Raw genomic sequence first — 21881 nt, 5'->3', positions numbered from 1 at the left:
AGGAAGTCAAAGATCGGGCTGCCAAAAAGAGCCGGGAGGGACAGGAAATTGCCGCGCTTCTGGAACGCCAGGGCATGGATGCGACCATTGCTCAACTCGCGCGCCAGGAGCGCAATCGCCTGCCAGGGCTATGGGAGAAAAATGACTTTGCCGCCCGCGAAGCTTGGAAGAAAGTCACACAGCTGACGCCCTCCGATCGCGCGGGCATGCACGCCCTGCACGTGCGCCAGCAACACCTGTTCGGCACGGTTCCGCCTGCCGAAGGGCTGTATCTGGACGCCAAGGCCACCGCGCCCTTCACCACGGGTCTTGGTAACGAGCATCCGCTGGAAAACGGCTTTGCCTTCCTGAACCCCTACGGCCTGCCCTATCTGCCCGGCTCTGGCGTCAAGGGTGTGCTGCGCCAGGCGGCGCGGGAGTTGGCCGGCGGCGAGTGGGGCAATACGCACGGCTGGCGGGGTGATGACGAAAAATCGTTTTCCGTCGTAATCCAGAAAAAGACCGTCGCGCTTTCAATGTGCGACGTGCTGTTCGGCCGCGAAACCCGAGATGGAGACGCCGAGCACGTCCGCGGCGTGCTGTCGTTCTGGGACGTGATTCCGCAGATCGAGGGCGACAGCCTGCACGTCGAGATCATGACCCCGCACCAGGGGCACTACTACCAGCAAAATCGCGATCGCAAGACCGGCGACAGCGTCTCGCCCCACGAATCCGGCCAGCCCATCCCGATTCCGTTCCTCACCGTGCCGCCCGGCTCCGGCTTCGCCTTTCACGTGGTCTGCGATCTGCCTCGCCTGCGCCGGCTGGCGCCTGAACTGGCGCAGGACGACCGGTGGAAAACACTGCTCACCGCCGCCTTCGCGCATGCCTTCGACTGGCTCGGTTTCGGCGCCAAAACCGCCGTGGGCTACGGGGCGATGCAGCGGGACACAGCCGCCGAAGCCGAATACCACCAGAAACTGCAGGCCGAGGAAACGAAAGCGCGCAAGCAGGCCGAGCTCGGCGCCATGACGCCCCAGCGCCGTCGCATCCAGGAATTCATCGACTACGCCGAGAAAGAACTGCAGCGTTCCCCTCGGCCCAAGAGCAAAATCGGGCAGAAAGACTACCAGGAAGCCCAGAAGCTCGCCAAAGACGCCCAAGCCCCCGAGTGGAGCCCCGAGGATCGCGCCGCCGCACGCAAGGCGATCGAAGACTATCTGCCGCGCCTTGCCGACATCTCGCTCAGGGATGTGCGCAAAAGACTCGAACTCGACAAGCTGGCCCCACCCCTCCCTTCCTCATGAGCCGGACGCCACTGCTTCGCTTCCGTGTGCCGGTGCGCTTCGCGCAAGCGCCCCAGGGGCGATTCCTCGGCAACGAGCTGCGCAGTGCCTTCGGTTGGGCCCTGCGGCGGCTGTCCTGCCTCACCGCCGCTCCTTCCTGCCAGGGGTGCCCGATTCGTCGCCGCTGCGCCTACGGCGTGGTCTTCGACCCCGAGGCTCCAAGCGCACCGCTGCATCCTTCCCTGCGCGACGGCATTCCTGCCTACGTGGTAGAACCCCCACCGTATGGGCCCAGCGCCACGCCAGATTCCGCCATCTTCGCTCTCACCTTGCTCCCGCCGGCAGTTCCCTACGCCAGCGCCATCGAACGGGCACTGCGCCGGGCCTGGGTCGACAATCCTCGCCTGCTTGGTGGCTGCCGGGCAAATGGGCCACTCGAACGCGAGACGCTCCCGCCGGCTGCGGAATCGGCCGACGAAGACACCGGCGAGCGCCTCGTGCTCGAATTCGACACCCCGCTACGCGTGGAACAGCACGGCACGGTCGTCGCCGACGCCAACCGGTTGCGCCCAGCCGACCTCGCCCGCCTGCTCGTGCGCCGGCTGCAGCAATGGGACCAGCTCAGCGGCGAGCGCCTGTCTCCCCTTGCGACCGACCCGGCCCTGTGGCAGGCGATCACGATCGAGACGCGCGGCCTCTTTCCCATCGACCTGCACCGCTACAGCCGCAGCCAAGGGCGCAGCCATCCCCTGGGAGGTCTCATCGGCCCCCTCGAAGTGCGTGGCCCCCGCGCAAACCTGCGGGCCCTGCTGCCGCTGCTACGACACGCCGAACCCTTGCATCTGGGCAAGCGCACCGCCTTTGGGCTGGGGCGATTTCACCTGCGCTGGGGCTAGCCATCCCTTCTGAACCGCCCCTGGCGGAAGTTGGCTACAATCCCCACCATGCCCCAGCCATCCCCGCCGCGAGACAAGACGACATGGCGTTGAACACCGAGCATCTGCGCACCACTCTGCGCGCCCTGGAAGCCGCCGTCGAGCGATTCCGCCATGCCGAAAGCGTCGGCAACGAGCTCGAGCGGGAAATCCTGCGCATGGCCATCGTCAAGGGGTTCGAACTCTCGCAAGAAGTCTGCTTCAAACTGCTCAAACGTCGGCTCAAGGAATACGGTCACACGGCCCGCCAGATCGAGAGTCTGCTTTTCAAGGACGTCTTGCGTCTGGCGGCCCGGCACGGTCTCTTGACCCTCGAAGAAACCGAGCGCTGGTTCGCCTATCGGGACAACCGCAACGATACCGCCCATGACTACGGCGAAGCGTTCGTCGCGGAGACGCTGGCGCTCATCCCCGATTTTCTGCGCGATGCCAGGGCGCTCGAATCACGCCTTACCACCGAACCGGGCGAGGATCGAACTCCATGACCGATCTTCCTTCCCTCGACCTGCCCGCCCGCTATCTGGACGAGGTCCGCACCCTTTTGCGGCGCCACGTTCCCGGCCATGAGGTCTGGGCTTACGGCAGCCGGGTGAAGGGCGACGCGCACGCGGCAAGCGATCTCGATCTGGTCGTGCGCGACCCGCTCGACCCGCAGCGTCCCTGCCCGGCGCTCCTGACGCTACGCCGCGCCTTGCGCGACAGCGACCTGCCGATCTCGATCGATGTGCAGGACTGGGCGCGCCTGCCCGAAACGTTTCGCCAGGAGATCGAACGGGGCTACGTCGTCATCCAGCAGGGGGAGGTTCCGTCTGGTTCATCCCCCGCCGCGCCAGCAGCTCCCGCGCGTGCTCGCGGGTCGTATCGGTGATTTCCAGCCCGCCCAGCATGCGGGCGATCTCCTCGACGCGGGCGGCCGGTTCGAGCGCTTCGACGCGGGTGTGCATGGCACCACCCTCTTCCTCTTTCCATACGCGCAGCTGCCAGTCGGCCCAGGCGGCCACTTGCGGCAGGTGCGTCACCGCCAGCACCTGGCGGTCGCGGCCGAGCTGCCAGAGCGAGCGGCCGACGATCTCGGCCACCGCGCCGCCGATGCCGACGTCGACTTCGTCGAAGATGAGCGTGGGCGTGTCGCTCGCGCGGCTGGCGATCACCTGGATCGCCAGACCGATGCGCGAGAGTTCCCCGCCCGAGGCCACGCGGGCAAGGGGCGCGAGCGCCTGGCTCGGGTTGGCGGCAACGCGAAATTCCACCCGCTCCAGGCCCGTGGCCGCAGGCTCGCCGGGCACGAGCGCCGCCTCGAAGCGCCCGCCTTTCATCGCCAGCGTCTGCATTGCCGCGCTCACTTCGGCCGAGAGCCATTCGGCCGTCTCGCGCCGGCGCTCGCCGAGCGCGCGGGCGGATTCGAAGTAGGCCGACTCGGCGGCGCGCGCTTCGCGCTCCAGCCGCTCGAGGTCGGCGCTCTCTTCCAAAGCGGCGAGGCGCTCGCGCCAGCGCTCGGCAAGGGCGAAAAGTTCCTCCGGCGGCACGCGGTAACGGCGGGCGAATTCGTCGATGGCGGCAAGACGCCGTTCGAGTTCGGCAAGCCGCGCCGGATCGAGCTCGAAGGCGTCGAGATAGCGCCGAAGGCTGGCGGCGGCTTCCTGCACGCCGATGCGCGCCTCGCTCACCAGCTGCACGGCTTCGGCCAGGCGGGCGTCGTAGTCGAGGCTGCCGGCGAGCGCGCGTTCGGCCTGCCCCAGCAATCCTTGCGCCGAGGGTTCGTCTTCGCTGAGCAATGCCGCCGCCTGCGCCACCTGTTGCAGCAGCTGCGCCGCATGCGCGAGCCGCCGGTGTTCCTGCTGCACTTCTTCCCATTCGCCGGGACGCAGCGCCAGCCGCTCCCACTCCTGCAGCTGCCACAGCAGACGCTCGCGCTCCTCGCCCAGGCTCGCCTGCCGCTCGCGCGCCTGAGCAAGCCGTTCGCGTGCCGACTCCCAGGCGACGAAACGGCGCCGCACCTCCTCGGCGAGCGCCTCGGCTCCGGCGAGCCGGTCGAGCATGCGCCGCTGCACCGCGCCTTCGAGGAGCGCGTGGTGGGCGTGTTGGCCGTGGATGTCGGCGATCCAGGCACCGAACTCGCGCAGGGCCGCCGCTGGCACCGGCACGGCCTCGATCCACGCACGCGAGCGGCCCGAGCGCTCGATGTTGCGGCGCAAAAGGATCGTGTCGCCCTCGGCCTCAATGCCGTGCGCCTCGAGCCAGGCACGCGCCTCCGCCGCTGGCGGCAGGGTGCATTCGAGCGCCACTTCGGCCCGTTCGGCTCCCTGGCGAATCACCTCGGCGCTGGCGCGCCCGCCGAGCAGCAGATCGAGCGCATCGAGCAGGATGGACTTGCCCGCGCCGGTCTCGCCGGTGAGCACGCCGAAGCCGGGCGCGAAATCGAGCGCCAGCTCGCGCACCAGCACAAACTCGCGGATGGTCAGGCGAACGAGCACTTCCTCCCCCTTGCGCCGCCTCAGCCGCGAGGCAGTGCGCTCCAGTGCAGTTTCTCGCGCAGCATGGCGAAATAGCAGTATTGCCGCGGATGCAGCAGCCGCACGCCGCGCTGCGCCCGCTGGATGCGCAGCACGTCGCCCGGCAGCATCTCGATGCGCCCCTGCCCGTCGAAATGCACGTCGGCCATGTGACCCGGCAGGAGTTCGATTTCTATGGTACAGCGATCGGGTAAAGTGACCGGCCGCGCCGTGAGCGCGTGCGGGCACAGCGGCACCAGGGCGATGCCGTCCACCCCGGGGTGCAGGATGGGCCCGTTGGCCGAGAGCGCGTAGGCGGTGGAACCGGTGGGCGTGGCCACGATCATGCCGTCGGAGCGCTGGGTATAGACGTAGGCGCCATCTACGGTGAGGCGGAATTCGATCATCCGTCCCAAGTCGCCCTTGTTCACCACGATGTCGTTGAGGGCATGGCTCGAGGTGAGCACCTTGTCGCCGCGCAGCAGCTGCCCCAAAAGCATGGAGCGCACTTCTTCCTGATAGTCGCCCGCGAGGATCTCGGCGAGCCGTTCCTGCGCCTCGTCGCGCGGGATGTCGGTGAGAAAGCCGACCCGCCCCTGGTTGATGCCCACGAGCGGCACGTCGTGATGGACGAGATGGCGGGCGGCGTTCAACATCGTGCCGTCCCCGCCGACGATCACCGCCAGGTCGATCTGGGTGCCCAGGCGCGCGTAGGGCAGCGCGGGGAAAGGAGCGCAGTTGCCGAGCGAACTCGCCGTCTCCGCCTCGATCAAAACGTGATAACCTCGTTCGTGCAGAAACCGCGCCGTCTCGACCAGCGCCGCGGCGACTTCCGCCGATTGGTGCTTGCCGATCAAACCGATGGAGGTAAATGGATTCGCCATGCCCCGGATTATTCCACAACTCGGCCACCATCGGCGCCGTCGCGCGGCGAACTTCCGGAGGGAAGCGCCATGATGCTCGACCCGCGCAGTCGCATCCTGCTCAAGACGTTGATCGAACGCTACATCGCCGAAGGACAACCGATCGGTTCGCGCACCCTGTCGCGCGCAAGCGGTCTCGACCTGTCTCCGGCCACGGTGCGCAACGTGATGAGCGACCTCGACGAGCTGGGGCTCGTCTATAGCCCGCACGCCTCGGCCGGGCGCGTGCCCACGGCCAAGGGGTACCGCTTCTTCATCGACGCGCTGCTCACCGTCGCCCCGCTCGAAGACGAGACCCGCGCCGAGATCGAGGCCAACCTCCAGCCCGACCAGCCGCAAAAGCTCCTGCGGAAAGCCTCCGAGCTGCTCTCGGAGCTCACTCACTTCGCCGGCGTCGTCATCGTGCCGCCGCGCGACCAGGAGCGCGTGCGCCAGATCGAGTTCGTGCCCTTGAGCGGCAACCGGGTGCTGCTGATCGTCGTCACCCAGAGCGGCGACGTGCAAAACCGCCTGCTGCACACGCCCCGCCCCTTCAGCGCGGGCGAGCTCGAGCAGGCGAGCCACTTCCTGAGCAGCCGCTTCGCCGGCCACACGCTCGACGAGATCCGCACCCTCTTGCGCGACGAACTGACCAAGCTGCAAGACCACGTCTCCGAACTCATGCGCCTGGCGCTCTCGCCCACCGCGCTCACCGACGAGGACGAAGACTGCCTGGTGGCCGGCGAGACGAACCTGCTCGAAGTCGACGATTTCACCACCAACATGCAGCACCTGCGCGAACTCTTCCGCCTGTTCGAGGAGCGCACGGGGCTGCTGCAACTCCTCGAGCTCGCCCAGCGCGCCCGCGGCGTGCAGATCTTCATCGGCGCCGAATCTGGGCTGGAGGAGCTCGAAGGCTGTTCGGTGATCACCGCCAACTATACTTTCGACGGACGCATGCTCGGCTCGATCGGCGTCATCGGGCCCAACCGCATGGCCTACGACCGCGTGATTCCCATCGTCGAGCTCACGGCGCAGCGCCTGTCGCAAGCGCTCGCCGCCACCGCCGAAGAACGCTGAAGGAGCCTGCATGGCCCGTTACGCCCCCGAGCCCCCCTTTCGCCACGACCGGCCACAACGCACGGGCGTGCTGCTCGTCAATCTCGGCACCCCTGCCGCCCCCACCCCGGAAGCCGTGCGTCCTTTCCTGCGCGAATTTCTCTCCGATCCGCGCGTCATCGAGCTGCCGCGCTGGCTGTGGCAGACGATTCTGCACCTCTTCATTCTGCCGCGCCGCCCCAAGGCGAACGCGCAGAAGTACGCCAGCATCTGGCTCGACGAAGGCTCGCCGCTCGAAGTCTATACCGAGCGGCTCACGCACGCGCTGGAATCCCATTGGACCGAGCGCGGGCGCGAACCGCTCGTGCGCTGGGCCATGCGCTATGGCGAACCGAGCGTGGCCAAAGTGCTCGCCCGCATGAAAGAAGAAGGTCTGCGACGCCTGCTCGTGGTACCGCTCTACCCCCAGTATTGCGCCAGCACCACGGCTTCCGTGTTCGACGCCGTGGCCGCCGAGCTCATGAGATGGCGCGACGTGCCCGAGCTGCGGCTCGTGCGCCACTGGCACGACGACCCCCGCTACATCGAGGCGCTCGCGCAGACGCTGGAAACCCACTGGGCGCAGCATGGCCGCCCCGACAAGCTGATTCTCAGTTTCCACGGCATGCCGCGGCGCACGCTGGAACTGGGCGACCCCTACCACTGCGAATGCCACAAGACGGCGCGGCTCGTGGCCGAGCGGCTTCGGCTCGCCCCCGACCAATGGCTCGTCACCTTCCAGTCGCGCTTCGGGCGCGCCCGCTGGCTCGAACCCTATACCCAGCCCACCCTGGAGCGGCTCGCCCGCGAGGGAGTGGCGCGCGTCGATGTCCTCTGCCCCGGCTTTGCCACCGATTGCCTCGAAACGCTGGAAGAGATCGGCATGGAATGCCGCACCGCTTTTCTCGAGGCCGGCGGCAAGCAATTCCATTACGTCCCCTGTCTCAACGATTCCCCTTTCTGGGTCGAGCGCTTCGCCGCCCTCCTCGAAGACCACCTCGGCCAGTGGCCCGACCGCACACCGGCCACGGACGAAGAACAGCAGGCACGCCTCGCGCGGGCCAAGGCTATGGGAGCAAAACAATGAAACCCGGATTCTGGATGCTCATCCAGTGGCTGCTCAACGCGGTGGCGCTGATGGTCACCGCCCAGCTCGTCGACGGCATCTCCATCACCGGCTTCGTGCCGGCGCTGGCAGCAGCGCTGGTGCTCGGCCTCATCAACCTCTTCCTCAAGCCGGTGCTCCTCATCCTCACCCTGCCGGCGAGCATCCTCACGCTGGGCCTCTTTACCCTCATCCTCAATGCGCTGCTCTTCTGGGCCGGGACGGGCCTGGTGGCCGGTGTGGTGGTCGAGGATTTCTGGTCGGCCTTCTGGGGCGCCCTCGTCTATAGCATCCTCACCTGGATCGTGTCGCTGGCGCTGTCACCGCGCGGCACCGACACCATCGTGATCAAGATTCAGCGCCGCGACTGAACGAGTCACAAAGGCGCTTCCAGCCCGGACGAGCGCAGCACCCGGCGTGCGATCGCCGCTTCCAGCATGGCCCCGCCCGACGGATCGACGAGGGTGAAGCGCGAGCGGGCGCGGGTGATGCCGGTGTAGACGAGCTCGCGCGTGAGCACGGGGCTGGGGACATCGGGCAGCACCAGCACGGCATGGCCGAACTCCGAACCCTGCGACTTATGCACGGTGAGGGCGAACACCGTCTCCACCTCGGGCAGGCGGCCGGGCAGCACCCAGCGCAGTCCAGCGGCGGCGGCAAAGGCCACCATCAGCCGCGGCGCCTTTCCCTCGGGGCCGGGCAAGGCGAGCGTCACCCCCACGTCGCCGTTCATGAGGCCCAGGGCGTAGGAATTGCGCGTCATCAGCACCGGACGCCCCTCGTACCATCCCTGCTCGTCGGGCAGCAGCCCCGCGCGACGCAACCAATGAGCGATGCGCCGGTTCATTTCTTCCCCCCCCCAGGGCCCCTCGCGCACGGCGCACAGCACCTGGAACCCCCCATAAGCCGCGAGCACCGCCCTTGCCCAGTCGGCCCAGGCTGCCGGCGGTGCTTCGGGCGGCGGGCGACGCTCATGCAGGTCACGCAGATAGAGGGCATGACCCGCTGGGCTTTCTTTCGTGCCGCAGACGAGCCGGCGCAGCGCCTCGTCCTCCTGGCTTTGGGGAACGAGGAGCGCCACGGTTTCGGATGCCGGCGGAACGGGCGCGGCCAGGGCGCGATCCCCTTCACCCAGCGCGTCCGGATCGCCCGCGAGGGTCCCTCGCAGAACCCTCCGCGCCGCGGCCGCATCGCCCCGATTGACCGCCGCCGCGAGCTGGCCGATGGCGCTCTCGGCAGCGAAGCGATGGCTTTGGCGCAGCATGGCGATCGCCTGATCGAGCGCCGTACCCTCGGGATCGACGTAAACGGGGGCATCGGATGGGCCATTCTCTGGGGCGAATCCCTCCGGAAGTTCCGCTCCGACCGTCTCGCGTAACCAGGCGATCGTCTCGGGCGTATAGTGCCCCTCGTCGGCGCGCCGGCACAGACCGCCGAGCACGGCACCGGCCTCGACGGAAGCGAGCTGGTCCTTGTCGCCGAGCAGCACCAGCTGCGCCCCCCGAGGCAAGGCCCGCAGCACGGCCGCCATCATTTCCAGATCGACCATCGAAGCCTCGTCGATCACCAGCACGTCCAGCACCAGGGGGTCGGCCTCATCATGGCGGAAGCGACGCGACCCGGCGCGGGCACCCAAGAGACGGTGCAGCGTCGAGACGTTTCTCGGCAGCGAATCGCGGATTCGTTCGCCCTGCGGCAGCGCCTCCCACGGCAGCCGTTCGAGCGACTGCCCGATCGATTCGCTCAGCCTCGCGGCCGCCTTGCCGGTGGGCGCAGCGAGCCGGATGCGCAGCGGCGCCTCGCCCCGCCCCGGCAAGCCCCCTTGCAGGGCGAGCGCCTGCAGCAAGGCGATGAGACGCACCACGGTGCTCGTCTTGCCCGTGCCGGGACCGCCGGTGATCAGCGCAAAGCGCCGCCGCAGCGCGAGCGCACAGGCAAGCCGCTGCCACACGTCCCCCTCGCCCACAGGGAAGAGCGTCTCGAGGATCGCTCGCACCGGCTCCGGTGCGAACGGCACGGTTTCCCGCACCCGCGTAAGGATCCCCTGCCGCACGGCGCGCTCGTTGTCCCACTGGCGGCGCAGGTAGAGTCGGTGGCCCCGAAGCACGAGCGGCGCCGCTTCTTCCTCCTCCCCCTGTCCCACCAGGTCGGGGCAGTCGAGTTCGCCGAGCCAGGCTTGGCGCGAAATCCCCTGAACCGCCCCCGCCGGCGTCGGCAACCCGCCCGCATCGCGCAACGGGATGGCCAAAGTGAAAACCGGATCGTCGGCAAGCGCAGCGAGATCGAGGCACACGTGGCCGCGCCCCAACTGGTGGCTCGCCAGGGTTGCGGCAAGGATCGCCCGTGACGGCGCCTGCGGCACTTTTTCCTGCAGGAATCGTGCAAAGGCCGCATCGAGCGGCCGCAACCAGCCATCCTGCACCCAGCGCGCCAGATCGTCGCGCAGATCTGCCTCGTTCATGTCAGTCTCCCGCCGGGGCCATCGAGGAGATCGTCGAGCCCGTCGAGCAGCGGCGCCGTGGCTTGCTCGAACAGCACTCCTTTGGCCGGCCCGTGGATGCCGCGCAGGAAGAGCAGCCCCGCCCCGCCCAGATGGCGCTGCGGTTCGTAATCGGGCAGGCGCACGCGCAGGTGCCGGTGCAGGGCATGCAGGTAAAGGGCGTATTGCAGGTCGTAGCGCCCCTCGAGCACGGCCGCCTCCAGGGCCGTCCGCCCGTAGGCGGCGTCCGTCGCCCCCAGGACGTTGGACTTGTAGTCGAGCACGTAATGGCGCCCCTCCCAGCAAAAGACGAGGTCGATGAACCCTTTGATCATGCCCTTGATCCGCCCCGGCGTCAGCCTCGGGCGCTCCGCTCCCTTCAAGGTGTGCCGCTGCACCAGGGCATCCAGCGCATCGATGCGGGTCTCGGGCACCGAGAACCAGAATTCCATCTCTGGCAGATAGTCGGAAAGCGTGGCCAATTGGCACGTCCCCCCTCCCGGCAAAGGCAGATTAGCCTGCATCACCGTCAGGAGCCAGTGGGTGAGCAGCTCGACGTGCGCCGTCCAGCCGCGCACCGCGCAGCGCCGCGCCACCTGGTCGCGCAGCCGCATCCCGCCGTCGGCGCACACCGTGGCAAACCCTTGGCGTGCCGCCCATTCGAGCAGACCGTGGAGGAAGGTGCCGGTCGCCGCTCCCGGCGGCAGGGCGTGGATCCCCGTCGCCGGCACCGTCGGCCCCGGTGGGGGCGCATGGACGAGCTCGCGCACCTTGGCTTCGTCCGGTGTCTGCGGGTCGGCCGCAAGCGTGCTGCGCAGTCCCGAGTAGCTGGAGATCCCCCACGAGGCGAAGATCCGGCGGCGCGGCGTACGCGCCGGCCCCAAGGTGATTCCTTCCCCGTCCGCCGGCAGGCGTTCCTCGCCAGGAACCGGCACGGGTGCGATCACGAGGAAATCGCATCCCTCGGCGAGCGAGTCCAGCTTCTGGCGCACCTCCGGCACGGGATCGCCCTGTCGCACGCCCAAGGCATAGCCCATGGCGCTCGCGTGCAGGTTCTCCAGCGCCCCCACGCCGATCCATGTGGCGAAACGCGCCCGGGTGAGCGCCACGTAGAGCTTGCGCAAATCCTCGGCCAGACGCTCGCGCTCGGCGCAGGCCAACGCCGTTTCGTCAGCACGGAGCGATACCTGCCGCCGCCCCGCTTCATCGTGCCAGACGAGGGGCAGATCGTCCTTCTCGACCTGCCGGAACGAACAGGCAAAGGGCAGGAAGACGAGCGGATACTCCAATCCCTTGGCCTTGTGCACCGTCACCACCTTGACGAGCGCCTCGTCGCTCTCCAGGCGCAGCTGCCGCTCCTCGGCGCCCTGCCCACCGTCCTGGCGCGCCTCGGCCAAGGCGCGGATGAGGGCATGTTCGCCGTCCAACCCGCGGCTCATCTTCTGCAAGAGCTCGCTCAAGTGCAGCAGGTCGGTGAGCCGCCGCTCGCCGCTGTCGCCTTCGGGCGTCTCCCCCGCGAGCAGTCGCGCGGGCACGTCGAAGTCATGCATCAACCGGCGCAGCATGGGCAATACCCCTTGCCGCCGCCACAGATCGCGATAACCGAGAAAGCGCGCCACTTCCGCTTCCCAGGCAAGGACATCGCGCTCCAGCACATCAATTTCTTCCCATGACCGCCCGAGCGTGGCGCTCGCCAGGGCCGAGCGCAGGCGCGCATCGTTCTGCGGCTCGGCGCAGGCCTCGAGCCAGCGCTGCAGGTCGGCCGCCGCGGGGCTCGCGAACACCGAGCTACGCTCGGAGAGATAGACGCTGCGCACGCCGCGCCGCGCGAGCGCCGCGCGGATCAGCCGCGCCTCTTCGCCCGTATGCACCAGCACCGCCACGTCGGCGGCCCTCACCGGTCGCATCGTCCCTTTTGCCGGATCGACGAACCCTGCCCGCCCTTCCCGCCCCAGCCGCAGCAGGCGCACGATCTCCTCGGCGCAGCCGTGGGCGAGCAGGTCGCGGTACCCCTTGACGCCGAGCGGCTCCGTCGCTTCTTCCCCTTGCACCCACCACGCCATGAGCGCCGGCGGCCCATTCTCCTCGCAGACGAACTGCTCATTTAACCCATTTGCCTCCGCCCGCAGGAAAGGCAGAAGATCCTCTCCCTCGGCGGTTCTGAAGAGGAAGGCCCCGGCCTCGCCTTTTTCCTGCGCATTCACAAAGACGCGATTGACCGCCTCCACCATCGCCCGAGTCGAGCGGAAATTGCGCCGCAGGGTGTAGCGCCGCTCGCCGCAGGCCCGGCGCGCTTCGAGATAGGTGTAGATGTCGGCGCCGCGAAAGGCGTAGATCGCCTGCTTGGGGTCGCCGATGAGGATGAGGGCAGTCTGCGGGTCGTTCTCCTGCGGCGCATAGACCACCTCGAAGATACGGTACTGCACCGGATCGGTGTCCTGGAATTCATCGATGAGCGCCACCGGGAAGGACTGCCGGATGCGCGCAGCGAGCCGCGCCCCGTTGGGCCCGCGCAGCGCCTGGTCGAGACGGGTGAGCAGATCGTCGAATCCCAGCTGCGCCCGCCGCCGCTGCAGCACGGAAAAACGCTGCGCCACCCAACGCGCCGCATGCTGGAGGATGCTCGCCTTCCCCTGCTCGCGCAGCCGTTCAAGCTGCGGATGCAGGTTTTCTAGCGCGTCGATCGCCTCGTGCCTCGGCGCCTCGCCGCTCTTCCACGCCTCGTCCAAACCGGTGCGCGTCAAACGACTCCAAGCTTTTTTGGACAAATCCGGCGCCTCCGCTAAAGGATCGTCGCGCCATCGAGCCAACGCCGCCAGCCAGTCCTGCACGTAGTCGGCGCGCAATGTCCGCCCGTCGATCTCCTTGCGATTGCGCGCCTCATCAAAGAGGGTCTGCAACTCGGGCACCCATTTCCCCCACGGAGCTTTCGCTTCCCCCCATTGCCGCCGAACTTCTTCTGCCACCTCTGCCGGCTCTGGCCCTTCTTCCAGTTCATCGGCCAACGGCAGCAGCCCCGCCAAAGCTCCTTGGAATTTCTCCGGAACGAAGGCGTCCTTGAACCAGCCGCGCAGCAGCGCCAGCGATTCGGCCGGCAGCGGCATGAAAAACTCCCGCCAGTAGTCGCGCACCGCCTCGAGCAGCAGGTCGTCGGGCTCCGTCTCCAGCGTCTCGCTAAAGAGGCTACCGCTGTCGAAAGCGTGCTCGCGCAGCATGCGATGGCACCAGCCGTGGATGGTGGAGACTGCCGCTTCGTCCATCCACTCCGCCGCCGCCTGCAGCCGGCGCTCACACCCCGACCAATCCTTTTCCGCATATTGAGCACGCAATTCGCGCAGAAAATCGTCCACCCACTCCGGGGCAGCCTCTGCGGCCGAATGGCCGAACCAGCGCGCCGCCTCGCTCAGGCGCCGACGGATACGCTCACGCAGCTCCTTGGTGGCCGCCTCGGTGAAGGTCACCACCAGGATCTCGGGCGGCGTGAGCTCCCGGGAGAAAGCCACCTCCCCGCCGTGTCCCAGCACCAGGCGTACATAGAGCGCGGCGATGGTGTAGGTCTTGCCCGTGCCGGCGCTCGCCTCGATCAGGCGGCTGCCCCATAGGGGAAAACGCAGCACATCGACTTCATTGGCCATTTCCGTCATGCCCGCGCTCCTTTCTTCTCCTCCTTGGCGGCCTCCATGTGCTGCAGCAAAGGCGCGAGCAGCACCTCGACCCAGTGCTCGAACTCGCCGCTCGCGCGCAGGGCGGCGAACGTCGGCCAGGCACGCGCCAGGTAGGGATCCCGGTCGCGCTCGCCATCCGTCCTGCCGTGACCTTCGTACACCCTGCGCGCCGCCTCCCACGCTGCCTCCTCGCCTTTGGCCCTCGCTTGCCACCACGCCACCGCCGACTCCACGGCGAAAGGCAGCGGCCGGCGCATGCCCTCGGCCCAGGCGCACAGCAGCGCCGCGAGCGGCTCGGTTGCGGCTTCCTCGGGCAGCAGCGGCCCGAAGGTATAGTCCCCCTTGAGGCTCAGGACGACCGTCTGCGTCGGTCCGACCCCGGCATTGGCCGCCAGATGCTGCACCCAATAGTCCACCAGGCGGTCCTGACGGTATTTGTTGTCTTTCACGAGATCGCTCGGTGAGATCAGCACCCGCGCCCGTTCGCCCCCGTCGTTGCGACGCCATTCCCCCAGCCAGTCGGCAAGCTCCAGGCCGCCAGCGGCAAAGCGCACCTCTTCGCCGCCCGCGATTTCCTGCGGCCAACGTTGCAGCGCTTCCCGATAGCGCGCGAAGAGCTCGTCCATCCCCTCCTCGAGTTCCGTCGCCCACAGCACTCCCAGCCCCCCGGCAGGCAGCACCCCCTGCCGACGAATGCGGCCGATCGCCGCCGTTCGCGCCGCAGCCACGTCCCGTCCCTGCCGCAGGGCCGCGCGCTGCGCATCGATCACTTCCTGGCGCAGGCTCCACCGCGTCAAGCCATCGAGCGCGAAGGGCTCGGCCTCTTCACTGCCCGGATCCTCCAGTTCGAGGAAGACTTTGAGACGGTCGCGCAGAAAGGTCCGCACCGGGTGGCGCAGGAACTGAGCGAGTTCTCGCACCCGCAGCGGCTCCTCGAGCGAAAGCGGCTGCAACGGCGCGGAAGCAGTCGGCTTTTCTCCCTCACGTCGCGCACGCCATTCGCGCGCATACGTAAAGAGCGCGCCCTGCCCCGGTTCGGGCGGAAAATAGGCCGGACTGAACGGTTGCAGCCGATGCTCGGTCGTGAGCGCCGCCAGCAAATCCTCCCCCCGCACGGGCGCTTCATTTCCCGTCCAACGCCCCGTCCAGCCCGCCGCCAGGTGCTCGCGCAGCTGCGCCACCAGCACGGAAGGCGGCTGCGGCGCATTGTCGGTGATGCGACGCCCCACCCAGGAAACGTAAAAGCGCTCGCGTGCCGACAGCAGCGCCTCCAGGAAGAGATAGCGATCGTCCTCGCGCCGCGAGCGGTCGCCCGGACGATAATTGCGCGCCATCAGGTCGAAGTCCGATGGCGTGCGCGCGCGCGGATAGTCCCCGTCGTTCATCCCCAGCAGATAGACGTGCCGAAAGGGGATCGCCCGCATCGGCATCAGGGTGGCAAAGATCACCCGTCCGGCGAAGAATCGCTGCGACAGCCCCTGCGCCTCCACCCCCTCCAGCCACGGTTCGCGCACCACCGAAAGCGGCAAGGATTCCTCCAGCCCCGCGGCCGCGCACGCGTCCACCCATTCCTGCAGGGCCGTCTCCAGCCGCATCAGGGTGACGGTTTCCTCATCGTCCCCCGCGGCGAAAAAGCGTGCGAGCAACGCCTGCAGCCGCCCGCCCCACTCGGTCGGCGTGGCCGGTTCGCGCAGCTGCTGCCACGCCGTCTCCAACGCCTCCAGTACATCCGCCAGCGGTCCGACGAGCTCCGCCTCCAGCCCGCCGACCTCCGCGAAGGGCTCGATCCCCTTCCAGGCTGGCGCATCGCCCGCCGCATAGCCGTAGAGCATGCGCTCGAGACCGAACCGCCAGGAATTCTGCCGCAGCCACTCCCCGCCTCCCCGCTCGCCCAGACCCAGGTCGCGCCGATGCTCCTCGTTCAGCCCCCAACGGATCTGCGCTTCCTCCACCCAGGAACGCAGGCGCGGCAGCGCCTCATCGTCGATCCCGAATCGCCGGCGCAGTGCCGGCACTTCCAGCAGATCGAGCACCTCGCCCACCCGTGCCCGCCCCTGCGGCAGATCGAGCAGGATCTCCAGCCCCTGCAGCAGCGGATCGCGGGCGCGCAGCCCCTGGTCGGCGAGCGAAAACGGGATGTGGCGCGGATCATCGGGTTCGATCGCACCGAACACCGCCTCGATGTGCGGTGCATAGGCCTCGATGTCCGGCACCATCACGATCACCTCGTCGGGGCGCAGCGTCGGGTCCTCGTCGAAGGCCGCACGCAGCTGATCGTGCAGCACCTCCACTTCCCGCTGCGGCCCGTGCGCCACGTGAAAGACGAGGGAACGGTCGTGATCGAGCGCCACGCTCGCCCCCCGCTCCCGCGTTTCGGCCAGGGGACGCAATTCGAGGATGTCTTCCTGCAGCTGCTGCAGCAAAGTTTTCGCCTCCGGCGCCTCGAACCAGTCGAGCCGCCCGCCGCTTCCCTCCACCTTCCCCGCGTAGCGCCGGCGCACCGCCTCCTCGTCGAACTCGTCGAGCAGGGCGATGAAATCCCTTCCCTGCTTGCCCCAGGCCGCGAGCAAGGGGTGACCGTGGCGATGAAGCTCCTCGTCCGGAATGAAATCGGGCTGCCCCTCGCGCCGCTGCCGGCGCTGCCGCCATTTCTCCTGCTGCCGCAATAGCTCGCGCCCATCGACCACGTCGGCCCAATGGTAACGGCAAGGGTTGTGTACGAAGAGCAGCACCGGAATCCAGCGCCCCAGTGCCGCCAGTGCCTCCACCCACTGCTGCGGCAGGCTCGAAATCCCGAAGACGACGAGCCGTGGTGGCAGTCCAGGCGGAGGCGCTCCCTGCCAGGTTCTGACCGCTTCGAGGAAGGCCGAGTGCACGCTCGATCGCGCCGTACGCTCGGCACCCGGCTCGGTACGCGCCACGTCGGCACACAAAAGGCGCCACAGCGCCGCCTGCCAGCGCTGCCCCTCTTCGAGTGGAGATTCCTTGCCGTGCGCGTCGCGCAGCACATCCCGACCCGCGCCCCAGTCCTGCAGCCAGTCGGCGCGATAGACCTGATACTGGTCGAACAGCTCGGCGATGCGCGCCGCCAGCTGATCGCGCTTGCGCAGCGCCCGCTCCTCGCTCACCCGCCGCCGCAGCTTTTCGCCCGGTGCGCCCTCCTTGGCCTGCGTTTCTTCCGCAAGGAAACGGCGCAGTGGCTCATAGACCGGATCCTTCGGTAAACCTCCGAGCAAGCGCAGCAAGCGCCAGCGCAGCAAGGGCAGATCGAAGGGCGAGCGCTCCGGCACCGCCTCCGCCCCCAGCACAGCCCGATAACAGCGCCACAGGAACGTCGAGGGCAGGGAAAACTCCAGCGCCGCCGCCACGCCGCAGCCCCCTTCGTTTGCCCCCGCAGCCAGCGCGAGCCGCAGCCACTGCGCCATGGCGTTGCCCTGCACGAGGAAACACTCCGGCACGAGCGGCGGCAGCGGCTCCCGCCCCAGCCAGGCCACCGCCAGCCGGCGCAGGTTCTCGAGCCGGTTGCCGTGAAAGATCAGGAATCCCGCTCCATCAGACATCGTGTTTTCCTCACCCGGATACGCCTACATCGGGAGCATAAGGCGGGCACTCAGCCGACGCAAGAGTGCAAACCCACCGCCGTGACACCGACCCCATCGGCTGGATTTCATGGAACAGAGGCCCCGTGGTTGTAAAATTCCTTTTTTACGGGACCGGAGATCCGCACCGGATCCGTTCCCTTATCGATACCCCCATCCAAGAGGACGCCAGACATGCTCTCTGCCGAGCAACTCGCATCAGCCGCCCATCCTCCCAAAAAATTGCCTTGGTACAGGATCCTCTACGTCCAGGTACTGATCGCAATCGCCCTTGGCATTGCGTTGGGTTATTTCTGGCCCGAGAACGGCGCTGCCATGAAACCTTTGGGCGATGGTTTCATCAAGCTGGTCAAGATGATCATCGCCCCCGTCATCTTTCTGACGGTCGTCACCGGCATCGCCAGCATGAGCAACCTCAGAACGGTCGGACGAGTAGTCGCCAAGGCCATGATCTATTTCCTGACCTTCTCGACCCTGGCGTTGATCATCGGCATGGTGGTCGCCAACGTCCTGCAACCAGGCGCCGGCATGCACATCGACCCAGCCACGCTCGACACGGAAAAAATCGCCGGCTACGTCAGCAAAGCCCATGAAAGTACGATCACGGCTTTCTTGCTCAACATCATACCCTCCACCGTGCTCAGCCCGCTCGTCGAAGGCGACATCCTTCAGGTGCTCTTCGTGGCCATCTTGTTCGGCATCGCTCTTGCTTCCATTGGAGAAGCGGGCAAACCGATCCTGACGTTTTTCGAGCAGCTTACCCTCCCCATCTTCAAACTGGTGGCCATCTTGATGAAGGCGGCACCCGTCGGGGCGTTTGGTGCCATGGCGTTTACGGTAGGCAAGTACGGCATCAAATCCATCGGCAACATGGCCTATCTGATCTTCGCTTTCTACCTTACCGCCTTCTTCTTCGTCACCGTCGTGCTGGGGCTCGTCGCGCGCTACAACGGGTTCTCCATCTTCAAGCTTTTGCGCTACATCAAGGATGAATTGTTACTCGTGTTGGGCACGAGTTCATCGGAATCGGCTCTGCCCAACTTGATGCGCAAACTGGAAAAAGCAGGTTGTGGCAAATCGGTCGTCGGTCTGGTCGTGCCTACGGGTTACTCCTTCAACCTCGACGGCACCAACATCTACATGACGATGGCCGCCCTTTTCATCGCCCAGGCGCTCGACATCCAATTGAGCCTGTCGCACCAAATCCTGCTGTTGCTCGTCGCGATGATCAGCTCGAAAGGAGCTGCGGGCGTCACGGGCGCGGGATTCATCACTTTGGCCGCCACGCTGGCAGTGGTCCCCGAAGTACCTGTGGCCGGCATGGCGCTGATCTTGGGCATCGACCGATTCATGTCCGAATGCCGCGCACTCACCAATTTCATCGGCAACGCCTGCGCAGCCATCGTCGTGGCCCGCTGGGAAGGGCAATTGGACAAGGAAAAACTAGAATTCGCGCTCGATCATCCCGACGCCATCGATCTCGAAATGCAGGTCGGACCAGAGGTCGTCGACTGAAGAACGGCAGGAGCGGCGCCTGCCGCTCCTTGCCTTTCACGATGCGATCTGACGGGAAAACGAAAAAGCGGGCACGAAGCCCGCTTTTTGCAAGAACTGGCGGAGTGGACGGGACTCGAACCCGCGACCCCCGGCGTGACAGGCCGGTATTCTAACCAACTGAACTACCACTCCGCACTTGTAAACCCTGGCGTCCCCACGGGGATTCGAACCCCGGTTACCGCCGTGAAAGGGCGGTGTCCTAGGCCTCTAGACGATGGGGACCCGTCTTGACCTTCAACTGGTGGAGGTGAGCGGAATCGAACCGCTGACCTCTTGCATGCCATGCAAGCGCTCTACCAACTGAGCTACACCCCCGACGAAGCACCTGCAGCAATCCTGGCGGAGTGGACGGGACTCGAACCCGCGACCCCCGGCGTGACAGGCCGGTATTCTAACCGACTGAACTACCACTCCGCACTTGTAAACCCTGGCGTCCCCACGGGGATTCGAACCCCGGTTACCGCCGTGAAAGGGCGGTGTCCTAGGCCTCTAGACGATGGGGACCCGCAAAACCGTTTCTCTGGTGGAGGTAAGCGGAGTCGAACCGCTGACCTCTTGCATGCCATGCAAGCGCTCTACCAACTGAGCTATACCCCCGCAGCAGAAGAGCGCGCATGGTAGCAAAAAAACCATTCACTGTAAACCGGTTCCGCACGCCTTGCGGCATTGCCAATGAAACCTGGCGGAGAGGGCGGGATTCGAACCCGCGTGCCGGTTTTACCCGGCCATCCGATTTCGAGTCGGCGCCGTTATGACCGCTTCGGTACCTCTCCTAAAGCATAGAATTATAGCCAGCTCGCCAAAAAAAATCCATACTCTCGCGCGCGAGGCCGCCCCGGCATAAAGTTTTCCGCGGCCATGCCGTTAACGCCTTCACCTGCTCCCGCAAGGAAGACCCGATGCCCCGCCGATCCCTGCCCTTGCTGCTCCTTCTGGCCGCATCGCTGGCGGGCTGCGACGCCTTCTACGACGCCATCGGCCTGAACGACGCCAAGAAGGCAGAGGCCGAGGCCAAGGCGATCGGCGCCGCGTGCCGGCACGCCGGGCGTTCGCTCGAAGACTGTTACGCCCTCAATCCCAACGCCTCGAAAGCGGCGATCTTCGAGGGCTGGCGCGAAATGAACGACTACATGCTGCAGAACAACCTGCGCGAAGTACCACCGGTGTTCGCCCCCACCGAGCCGCTCAAACGCTCACAGCCCATCATCCCCAAAGCGGAGAACGTTCCCGGACCGTCCGTACCCGCCACGCCGGCACCGGCTGCACCGGGGCGATGACCCCCGGGCGGGAACGCCCCTTCAGCGCGGCAGCATCCTCCGGCCCCGTTCAAGGCGCCGGGTTCGTGTAGCGAAGGTGGATTTCGTCGATGCGCGCGAGCACCTCCGGGCTCGGGCGCCAATCCCAGGCCCGGAGGTTTTCCTCCAGCTGCTCGGGGCGGGTGGCCCCGATGATGGTGCTCGTCACGCAGCGGCGATGGTAGACCCAGCCCAGCGCGAGCGTGGCCGGGCTCACTCCCAGGGCCATCGCACTCGAAAGTCATAACGGATGAATCCCCAGCATTTTCATACGGATATCGTCATCCCAGGCCGCCCGCTTGCGCTTGAGTCGCAGGCTCGTCTTGGCGGTGTCGGTTTTGTCCGCACGAATCAGGTTCATCACGATCTTCTTGAGCAGCGAGAGGTTCTGCGGTGCGTTGTCCTTGCGGATCATGCAGTCGTCCTCGCCGAAGCAGACATCGAGCATCCAGTGAAGCTTGTTCTCGATGGCCCAGTGCGCACGCACGGTATCGGCCAACTCCTCGGCGGTGAGTTTGCGCGAACTGATGTAGTAGCGCTCTTCCAGCTCAGCCACCTTGTCGCCGACCACGCGTTGCGAGACGACACAGCCGACCGTCTTGCAGCCGGGCCAGAGCGCGGAGTCAATCTCCTTGCCACTGGCGGCGACCCAACTAAGCTGCATCACCGTCCTGCCATGGGACTTGTCCACGTGCTTGAAGCCGTCGGTGGCGACCTGCGCATCGCTGATCAGATCACGCACCTGCTGATGCAGCGTGGGCTGGTTGCCCTTGACTGCGAGCAGGTAGTCCGCCCCTTTCTCGGTGATCTTGGCGGCAATCTCACGCTGGCAGCCCATGGCATCGATGCTCACGAGCAAACCCTTGATGTGCAAGGCTTCAAGCAACTCAGGGATGGCGGTGATCTCGTTGCTCTTGCCCGCCACCTTCTCCTGACCGAGCACCAGACCGAGCTCGGTCGAGAACGCACTGACCATGTGCACCGGCGGCGCATCGCCATCGGCCGAGCGGCGCAGCGTCTTGCCGTCGACGGCCATCACGCCATCGAGTGCGCCAACGATCCCGCCCACCCAACGCCGGAACACCGATTCGAACTGCTTCGGGTCGAGCACCCGGAACACACGCAGAAACGTGTCCTGCGAAGGGATCCCGTTCTTGAGTACCAGAAAACGCCGCAGCCAGTCGGCCTTGAGCCGACCCCACAGCGCGATGTCCTCGAAACTATCGGCGTCCGAGAGCATGGCGCACACAGCGATCACCAGGATCTCCCGGAAGTCGTGGCGGGTGCCGTTACTCGGCTGGCGAGGATCTTCAAGCTCACTGAGTTTCTCCATCAGACTGACTCCCGCTCCGCGCATTTCCATCGCCCAAAAGACGAGAGTAGACGCGTTTTCGAGAGGGTTCACAAGATGGCTGCATAACCTATTGAACGTGAACGACTTTTCTGAAAATTTTCAGGAAATGCATGTCATTCGAGTGCGATGGCCCTG

The 21881-nt window shown here is 66.7% G+C and carries 16 protein-coding genes and 7 tRNA genes; 9 read left to right on the top strand and 14 right to left on the bottom strand.

What is annotated here, in order from left to right; translation table 11 throughout:
• The first annotated feature begins 74 nt into the window (after positions 1-74).
• The 4 genes from cmr6 to ASC37_RS11330 all read left to right on the top strand — a co-directional run bounded on the left by cmr6 (position 75) and on the right by ASC37_RS11330 (position 3068).
• The gene (gene cmr6, locus ASC37_RS10020; protein WP_157287463.1) at positions 75-1286 is read left to right on the top strand and encodes a type III-B CRISPR module RAMP protein Cmr6; all 1212 of its coding nucleotides are present in this window, start codon (positions 75-77) and stop codon (positions 1284-1286) included.
• A complete protein-coding gene (gene cas6 / locus ASC37_RS10015) occupies positions 1283-2161 on the top strand; it encodes a CRISPR system precrRNA processing endoribonuclease RAMP protein Cas6 (protein ID WP_055424235.1) in 879 nt (292 codons plus the stop codon). The genes cmr6 and cas6 overlap by 4 nt, the downstream gene beginning before the upstream one ends.
• Positions 2162-2244: 83 nt before the next feature.
• Positions 2245-2685 (top strand): HI0074 family nucleotidyltransferase substrate-binding subunit, encoded by a 441-nt coding sequence (locus tag ASC37_RS10010; protein ID WP_055424234.1) that lies wholly within the window; start codon positions 2245-2247, stop codon positions 2683-2685.
• The gene (locus tag ASC37_RS11330; RefSeq protein ID WP_072247988.1) at positions 2682-3068 is read left to right on the top strand and encodes a nucleotidyltransferase family protein; all 387 of its coding nucleotides are present in this window, start codon (positions 2682-2684) and stop codon (positions 3066-3068) included. Before ASC37_RS10010 ends, ASC37_RS11330 begins: the two co-directional genes overlap by 4 nt.
• On the opposite strand, the gene recN is transcribed toward ASC37_RS11330, so the two are convergent.
• Positions 2986-4674, bottom strand: coding sequence for a DNA repair protein RecN (gene recN / locus ASC37_RS10005; protein ID WP_055424233.1), 1689 nt, complete (start codon positions 4672-4674; stop codon positions 2986-2988). The two genes, ASC37_RS11330 and recN, sit on opposite strands and share 83 nt — an antisense overlap.
• 20 nt (positions 4675-4694) lie before the next feature.
• Positions 4695-5576, bottom strand: a complete 882-nt coding sequence (locus ASC37_RS10000) for an NAD(+)/NADH kinase (RefSeq protein ID WP_028875062.1) — start codon at positions 5574-5576, stop codon at positions 4695-4697.
• A gap of 72 nt (positions 5577-5648) precedes the next feature.
• Here ASC37_RS10000 and hrcA point away from each other — a divergent pair, with 72 nt between their 5' ends.
• The 3 genes from hrcA to ASC37_RS09985 are packed head-to-tail and all read left to right on the top strand — an operon-like array spanning position 5649 to position 8168.
• Positions 5649-6674 carry a heat-inducible transcriptional repressor HrcA gene (gene hrcA / locus ASC37_RS09995; protein ID WP_082438459.1) on the top strand — a complete coding sequence of 342 codons (1026 nt, stop codon included), beginning with the start codon at positions 5649-5651 and terminating at the stop codon, positions 6672-6674.
• 10 nt (positions 6675-6684) lie between these two features.
• Positions 6685-7779 carry a ferrochelatase gene (hemH, locus tag ASC37_RS09990; protein ID WP_055424231.1) on the top strand — a complete coding sequence of 365 codons (1095 nt, stop codon included), beginning with the start codon at positions 6685-6687 and terminating at the stop codon, positions 7777-7779.
• Positions 7776-8168 carry a phage holin family protein gene (locus tag ASC37_RS09985; RefSeq protein WP_082438455.1) on the top strand — a complete coding sequence of 131 codons (393 nt, stop codon included), beginning with the start codon at positions 7776-7778 and terminating at the stop codon, positions 8166-8168. The genes hemH and ASC37_RS09985 overlap by 4 nt, the downstream gene beginning before the upstream one ends.
• A 5-nt stretch (positions 8169-8173) precedes the next feature.
• Here the strand turns inward: ASC37_RS09985 and recD are convergent, their stop codons facing one another.
• From recD to recC, 3 genes are read right to left on the bottom strand one after another with little or no spacing between them, the layout of a single operon-like run.
• The gene (recD, locus tag ASC37_RS09980; RefSeq protein ID WP_055424230.1) at positions 8174-10258 is read right to left on the bottom strand and encodes an exodeoxyribonuclease V subunit alpha; all 2085 of its coding nucleotides are present in this window, start codon (positions 10256-10258) and stop codon (positions 8174-8176) included.
• Positions 10255-13920, bottom strand: a complete 3666-nt coding sequence (recB, locus tag ASC37_RS09975; protein WP_055424229.1) for an exodeoxyribonuclease V subunit beta — start codon at positions 13918-13920, stop codon at positions 10255-10257. The genes recD and recB overlap by 4 nt, the downstream gene beginning before the upstream one ends.
• The gene (gene recC, locus ASC37_RS09970; RefSeq protein ID WP_055424228.1) at positions 13917-17501 is read right to left on the bottom strand and encodes an exodeoxyribonuclease V subunit gamma; all 3585 of its coding nucleotides are present in this window, start codon (positions 17499-17501) and stop codon (positions 13917-13919) included. Before recC ends, recB begins: the two co-directional genes overlap by 4 nt.
• A 213-nt stretch (positions 17502-17714) precedes the next feature.
• Between recC and ASC37_RS09965 the strand changes: the two genes are divergently transcribed.
• Entirely contained in the window at positions 17715-19055 is a 1341-nt protein-coding gene (locus ASC37_RS09965; RefSeq protein ID WP_055424227.1) for a dicarboxylate/amino acid:cation symporter, read from the top strand.
• Positions 19056-19152: 97 nt separating this feature from the next.
• Here ASC37_RS09965 and ASC37_RS09960 read toward each other — a convergent pair.
• The 7 genes from ASC37_RS09960 to ASC37_RS09930 form a co-directional block, all read right to left on the bottom strand.
• Positions 19153-19229 (bottom strand) — tRNA-Asp (locus tag ASC37_RS09960).
• A gap of 14 nt (positions 19230-19243) precedes the next feature.
• Positions 19244-19319 (bottom strand) — tRNA-Glu (locus ASC37_RS09955).
• A gap of 17 nt (positions 19320-19336) precedes the next feature.
• Positions 19337-19412, bottom strand: a tRNA-Ala gene (locus ASC37_RS09950).
• Between the two features lie 22 nt (positions 19413-19434).
• A tRNA-Asp gene (locus ASC37_RS09945) sits at positions 19435-19511 on the bottom strand.
• Between the two features lie 14 nt (positions 19512-19525).
• Positions 19526-19601 (bottom strand) — tRNA-Glu (locus ASC37_RS09940).
• A 17-nt stretch (positions 19602-19618) separates the two neighbouring features.
• Positions 19619-19694: transfer RNA gene (locus ASC37_RS09935), tRNA-Ala, on the bottom strand.
• Positions 19695-19777: 83 nt separating this feature from the next.
• A tRNA-Ser gene (locus ASC37_RS09930) sits at positions 19778-19870 on the bottom strand.
• Between the two features lie 126 nt (positions 19871-19996).
• Here ASC37_RS09930 and ASC37_RS11445 point away from each other — a divergent pair.
• Positions 19997-20374, top strand: coding sequence for a hypothetical protein (locus tag ASC37_RS11445; protein ID WP_072247987.1), 378 nt, complete (start codon positions 19997-19999; stop codon positions 20372-20374).
• Between the two features lie 49 nt (positions 20375-20423).
• Here ASC37_RS11445 and ASC37_RS09920 read toward each other — a convergent pair whose 3' ends face one another.
• Together ASC37_RS09920 and ASC37_RS09915 are read right to left on the bottom strand one after the other, a co-directional pair.
• Entirely contained in the window at positions 20424-20621 is a 198-nt protein-coding gene (locus ASC37_RS09920; protein ID WP_055424226.1) for an aldo/keto reductase, read from the bottom strand.
• 12 nt (positions 20622-20633) lie between these two features.
• Positions 20634-21725, bottom strand: coding sequence for an ISAs1 family transposase (locus ASC37_RS09915; RefSeq protein ID WP_055423984.1), 1092 nt, complete (start codon positions 21723-21725; stop codon positions 20634-20636).
• Positions 21726-21881: the final 156 nt, after the last annotated feature.

Origin of the sequence: Tepidiphilus thermophilus, assembly GCF_001418245.1 — a bacterium.
Lineage (GTDB): Bacteria > Pseudomonadota > Gammaproteobacteria > Burkholderiales > Rhodocyclaceae > Tepidiphilus > Tepidiphilus succinatimandens.
The sequence above is the reverse complement of the archived record's forward strand: the minus strand, read 5'-3'. Positions and strand labels throughout refer to the sequence as shown.

Excerpts from the sequence above, each read along its gene's own strand:
- cmr6 (WP_157287463.1), top strand. The coding sequence starts at position 75 with ATGGATGCGACCATTGCTCAACTCGCGCGCCAGGAGCGCAATCGCCTG.
- cas6 (WP_055424235.1), top strand. The coding sequence starts at position 1,283 with ATGAGCCGGACGCCACTGCTTCGCTTCCGTGTGCCGGTGCGCTTCGCG.
- ASC37_RS10010 (WP_055424234.1), top strand. The coding sequence starts at position 2,245 with ATGGCGTTGAACACCGAGCATCTGCGCACCACTCTGCGCGCCCTGGAA.
- ASC37_RS11330 (WP_072247988.1), top strand. The coding sequence starts at position 2,682 with ATGACCGATCTTCCTTCCCTCGACCTGCCCGCCCGCTATCTGGACGAG.
- ASC37_RS10000 (WP_028875062.1), bottom strand. The coding sequence starts at position 5,576 with ATGGCGAATCCATTTACCTCCATCGGTTTGATCGGCAAGCACCAATCG.
- hrcA (WP_082438459.1), top strand. The coding sequence starts at position 5,649 with ATGCTCGACCCGCGCAGTCGCATCCTGCTCAAGACGTTGATCGAACGC.
- hemH (WP_055424231.1), top strand. The coding sequence starts at position 6,685 with ATGGCCCGTTACGCCCCCGAGCCCCCCTTTCGCCACGACCGGCCACAA.
- ASC37_RS09985 (WP_082438455.1), top strand. The coding sequence starts at position 7,776 with ATGAAACCCGGATTCTGGATGCTCATCCAGTGGCTGCTCAACGCGGTG.
- recD (WP_055424230.1), bottom strand. The coding sequence starts at position 10,258 with ATGAACGAGGCAGATCTGCGCGACGATCTGGCGCGCTGGGTGCAGGAT.
- recB (WP_055424229.1), bottom strand. The coding sequence starts at position 13,920 with ATGACGGAAATGGCCAATGAAGTCGATGTGCTGCGTTTTCCCCTATGG.
- recC (WP_055424228.1), bottom strand. The coding sequence starts at position 17,501 with ATGTCTGATGGAGCGGGATTCCTGATCTTTCACGGCAACCGGCTCGAG.
- ASC37_RS09965 (WP_055424227.1), top strand. The coding sequence starts at position 17,715 with ATGCTCTCTGCCGAGCAACTCGCATCAGCCGCCCATCCTCCCAAAAAA.
- ASC37_RS11445 (WP_072247987.1), top strand. The coding sequence starts at position 19,997 with ATGCCCCGCCGATCCCTGCCCTTGCTGCTCCTTCTGGCCGCATCGCTG.
- ASC37_RS09920 (WP_055424226.1), bottom strand. The coding sequence starts at position 20,621 with ATGGCCCTGGGAGTGAGCCCGGCCACGCTCGCGCTGGGCTGGGTCTAC.
- ASC37_RS09915 (WP_055423984.1), bottom strand. The coding sequence starts at position 21,725 with ATGGAGAAACTCAGTGAGCTTGAAGATCCTCGCCAGCCGAGTAACGGC.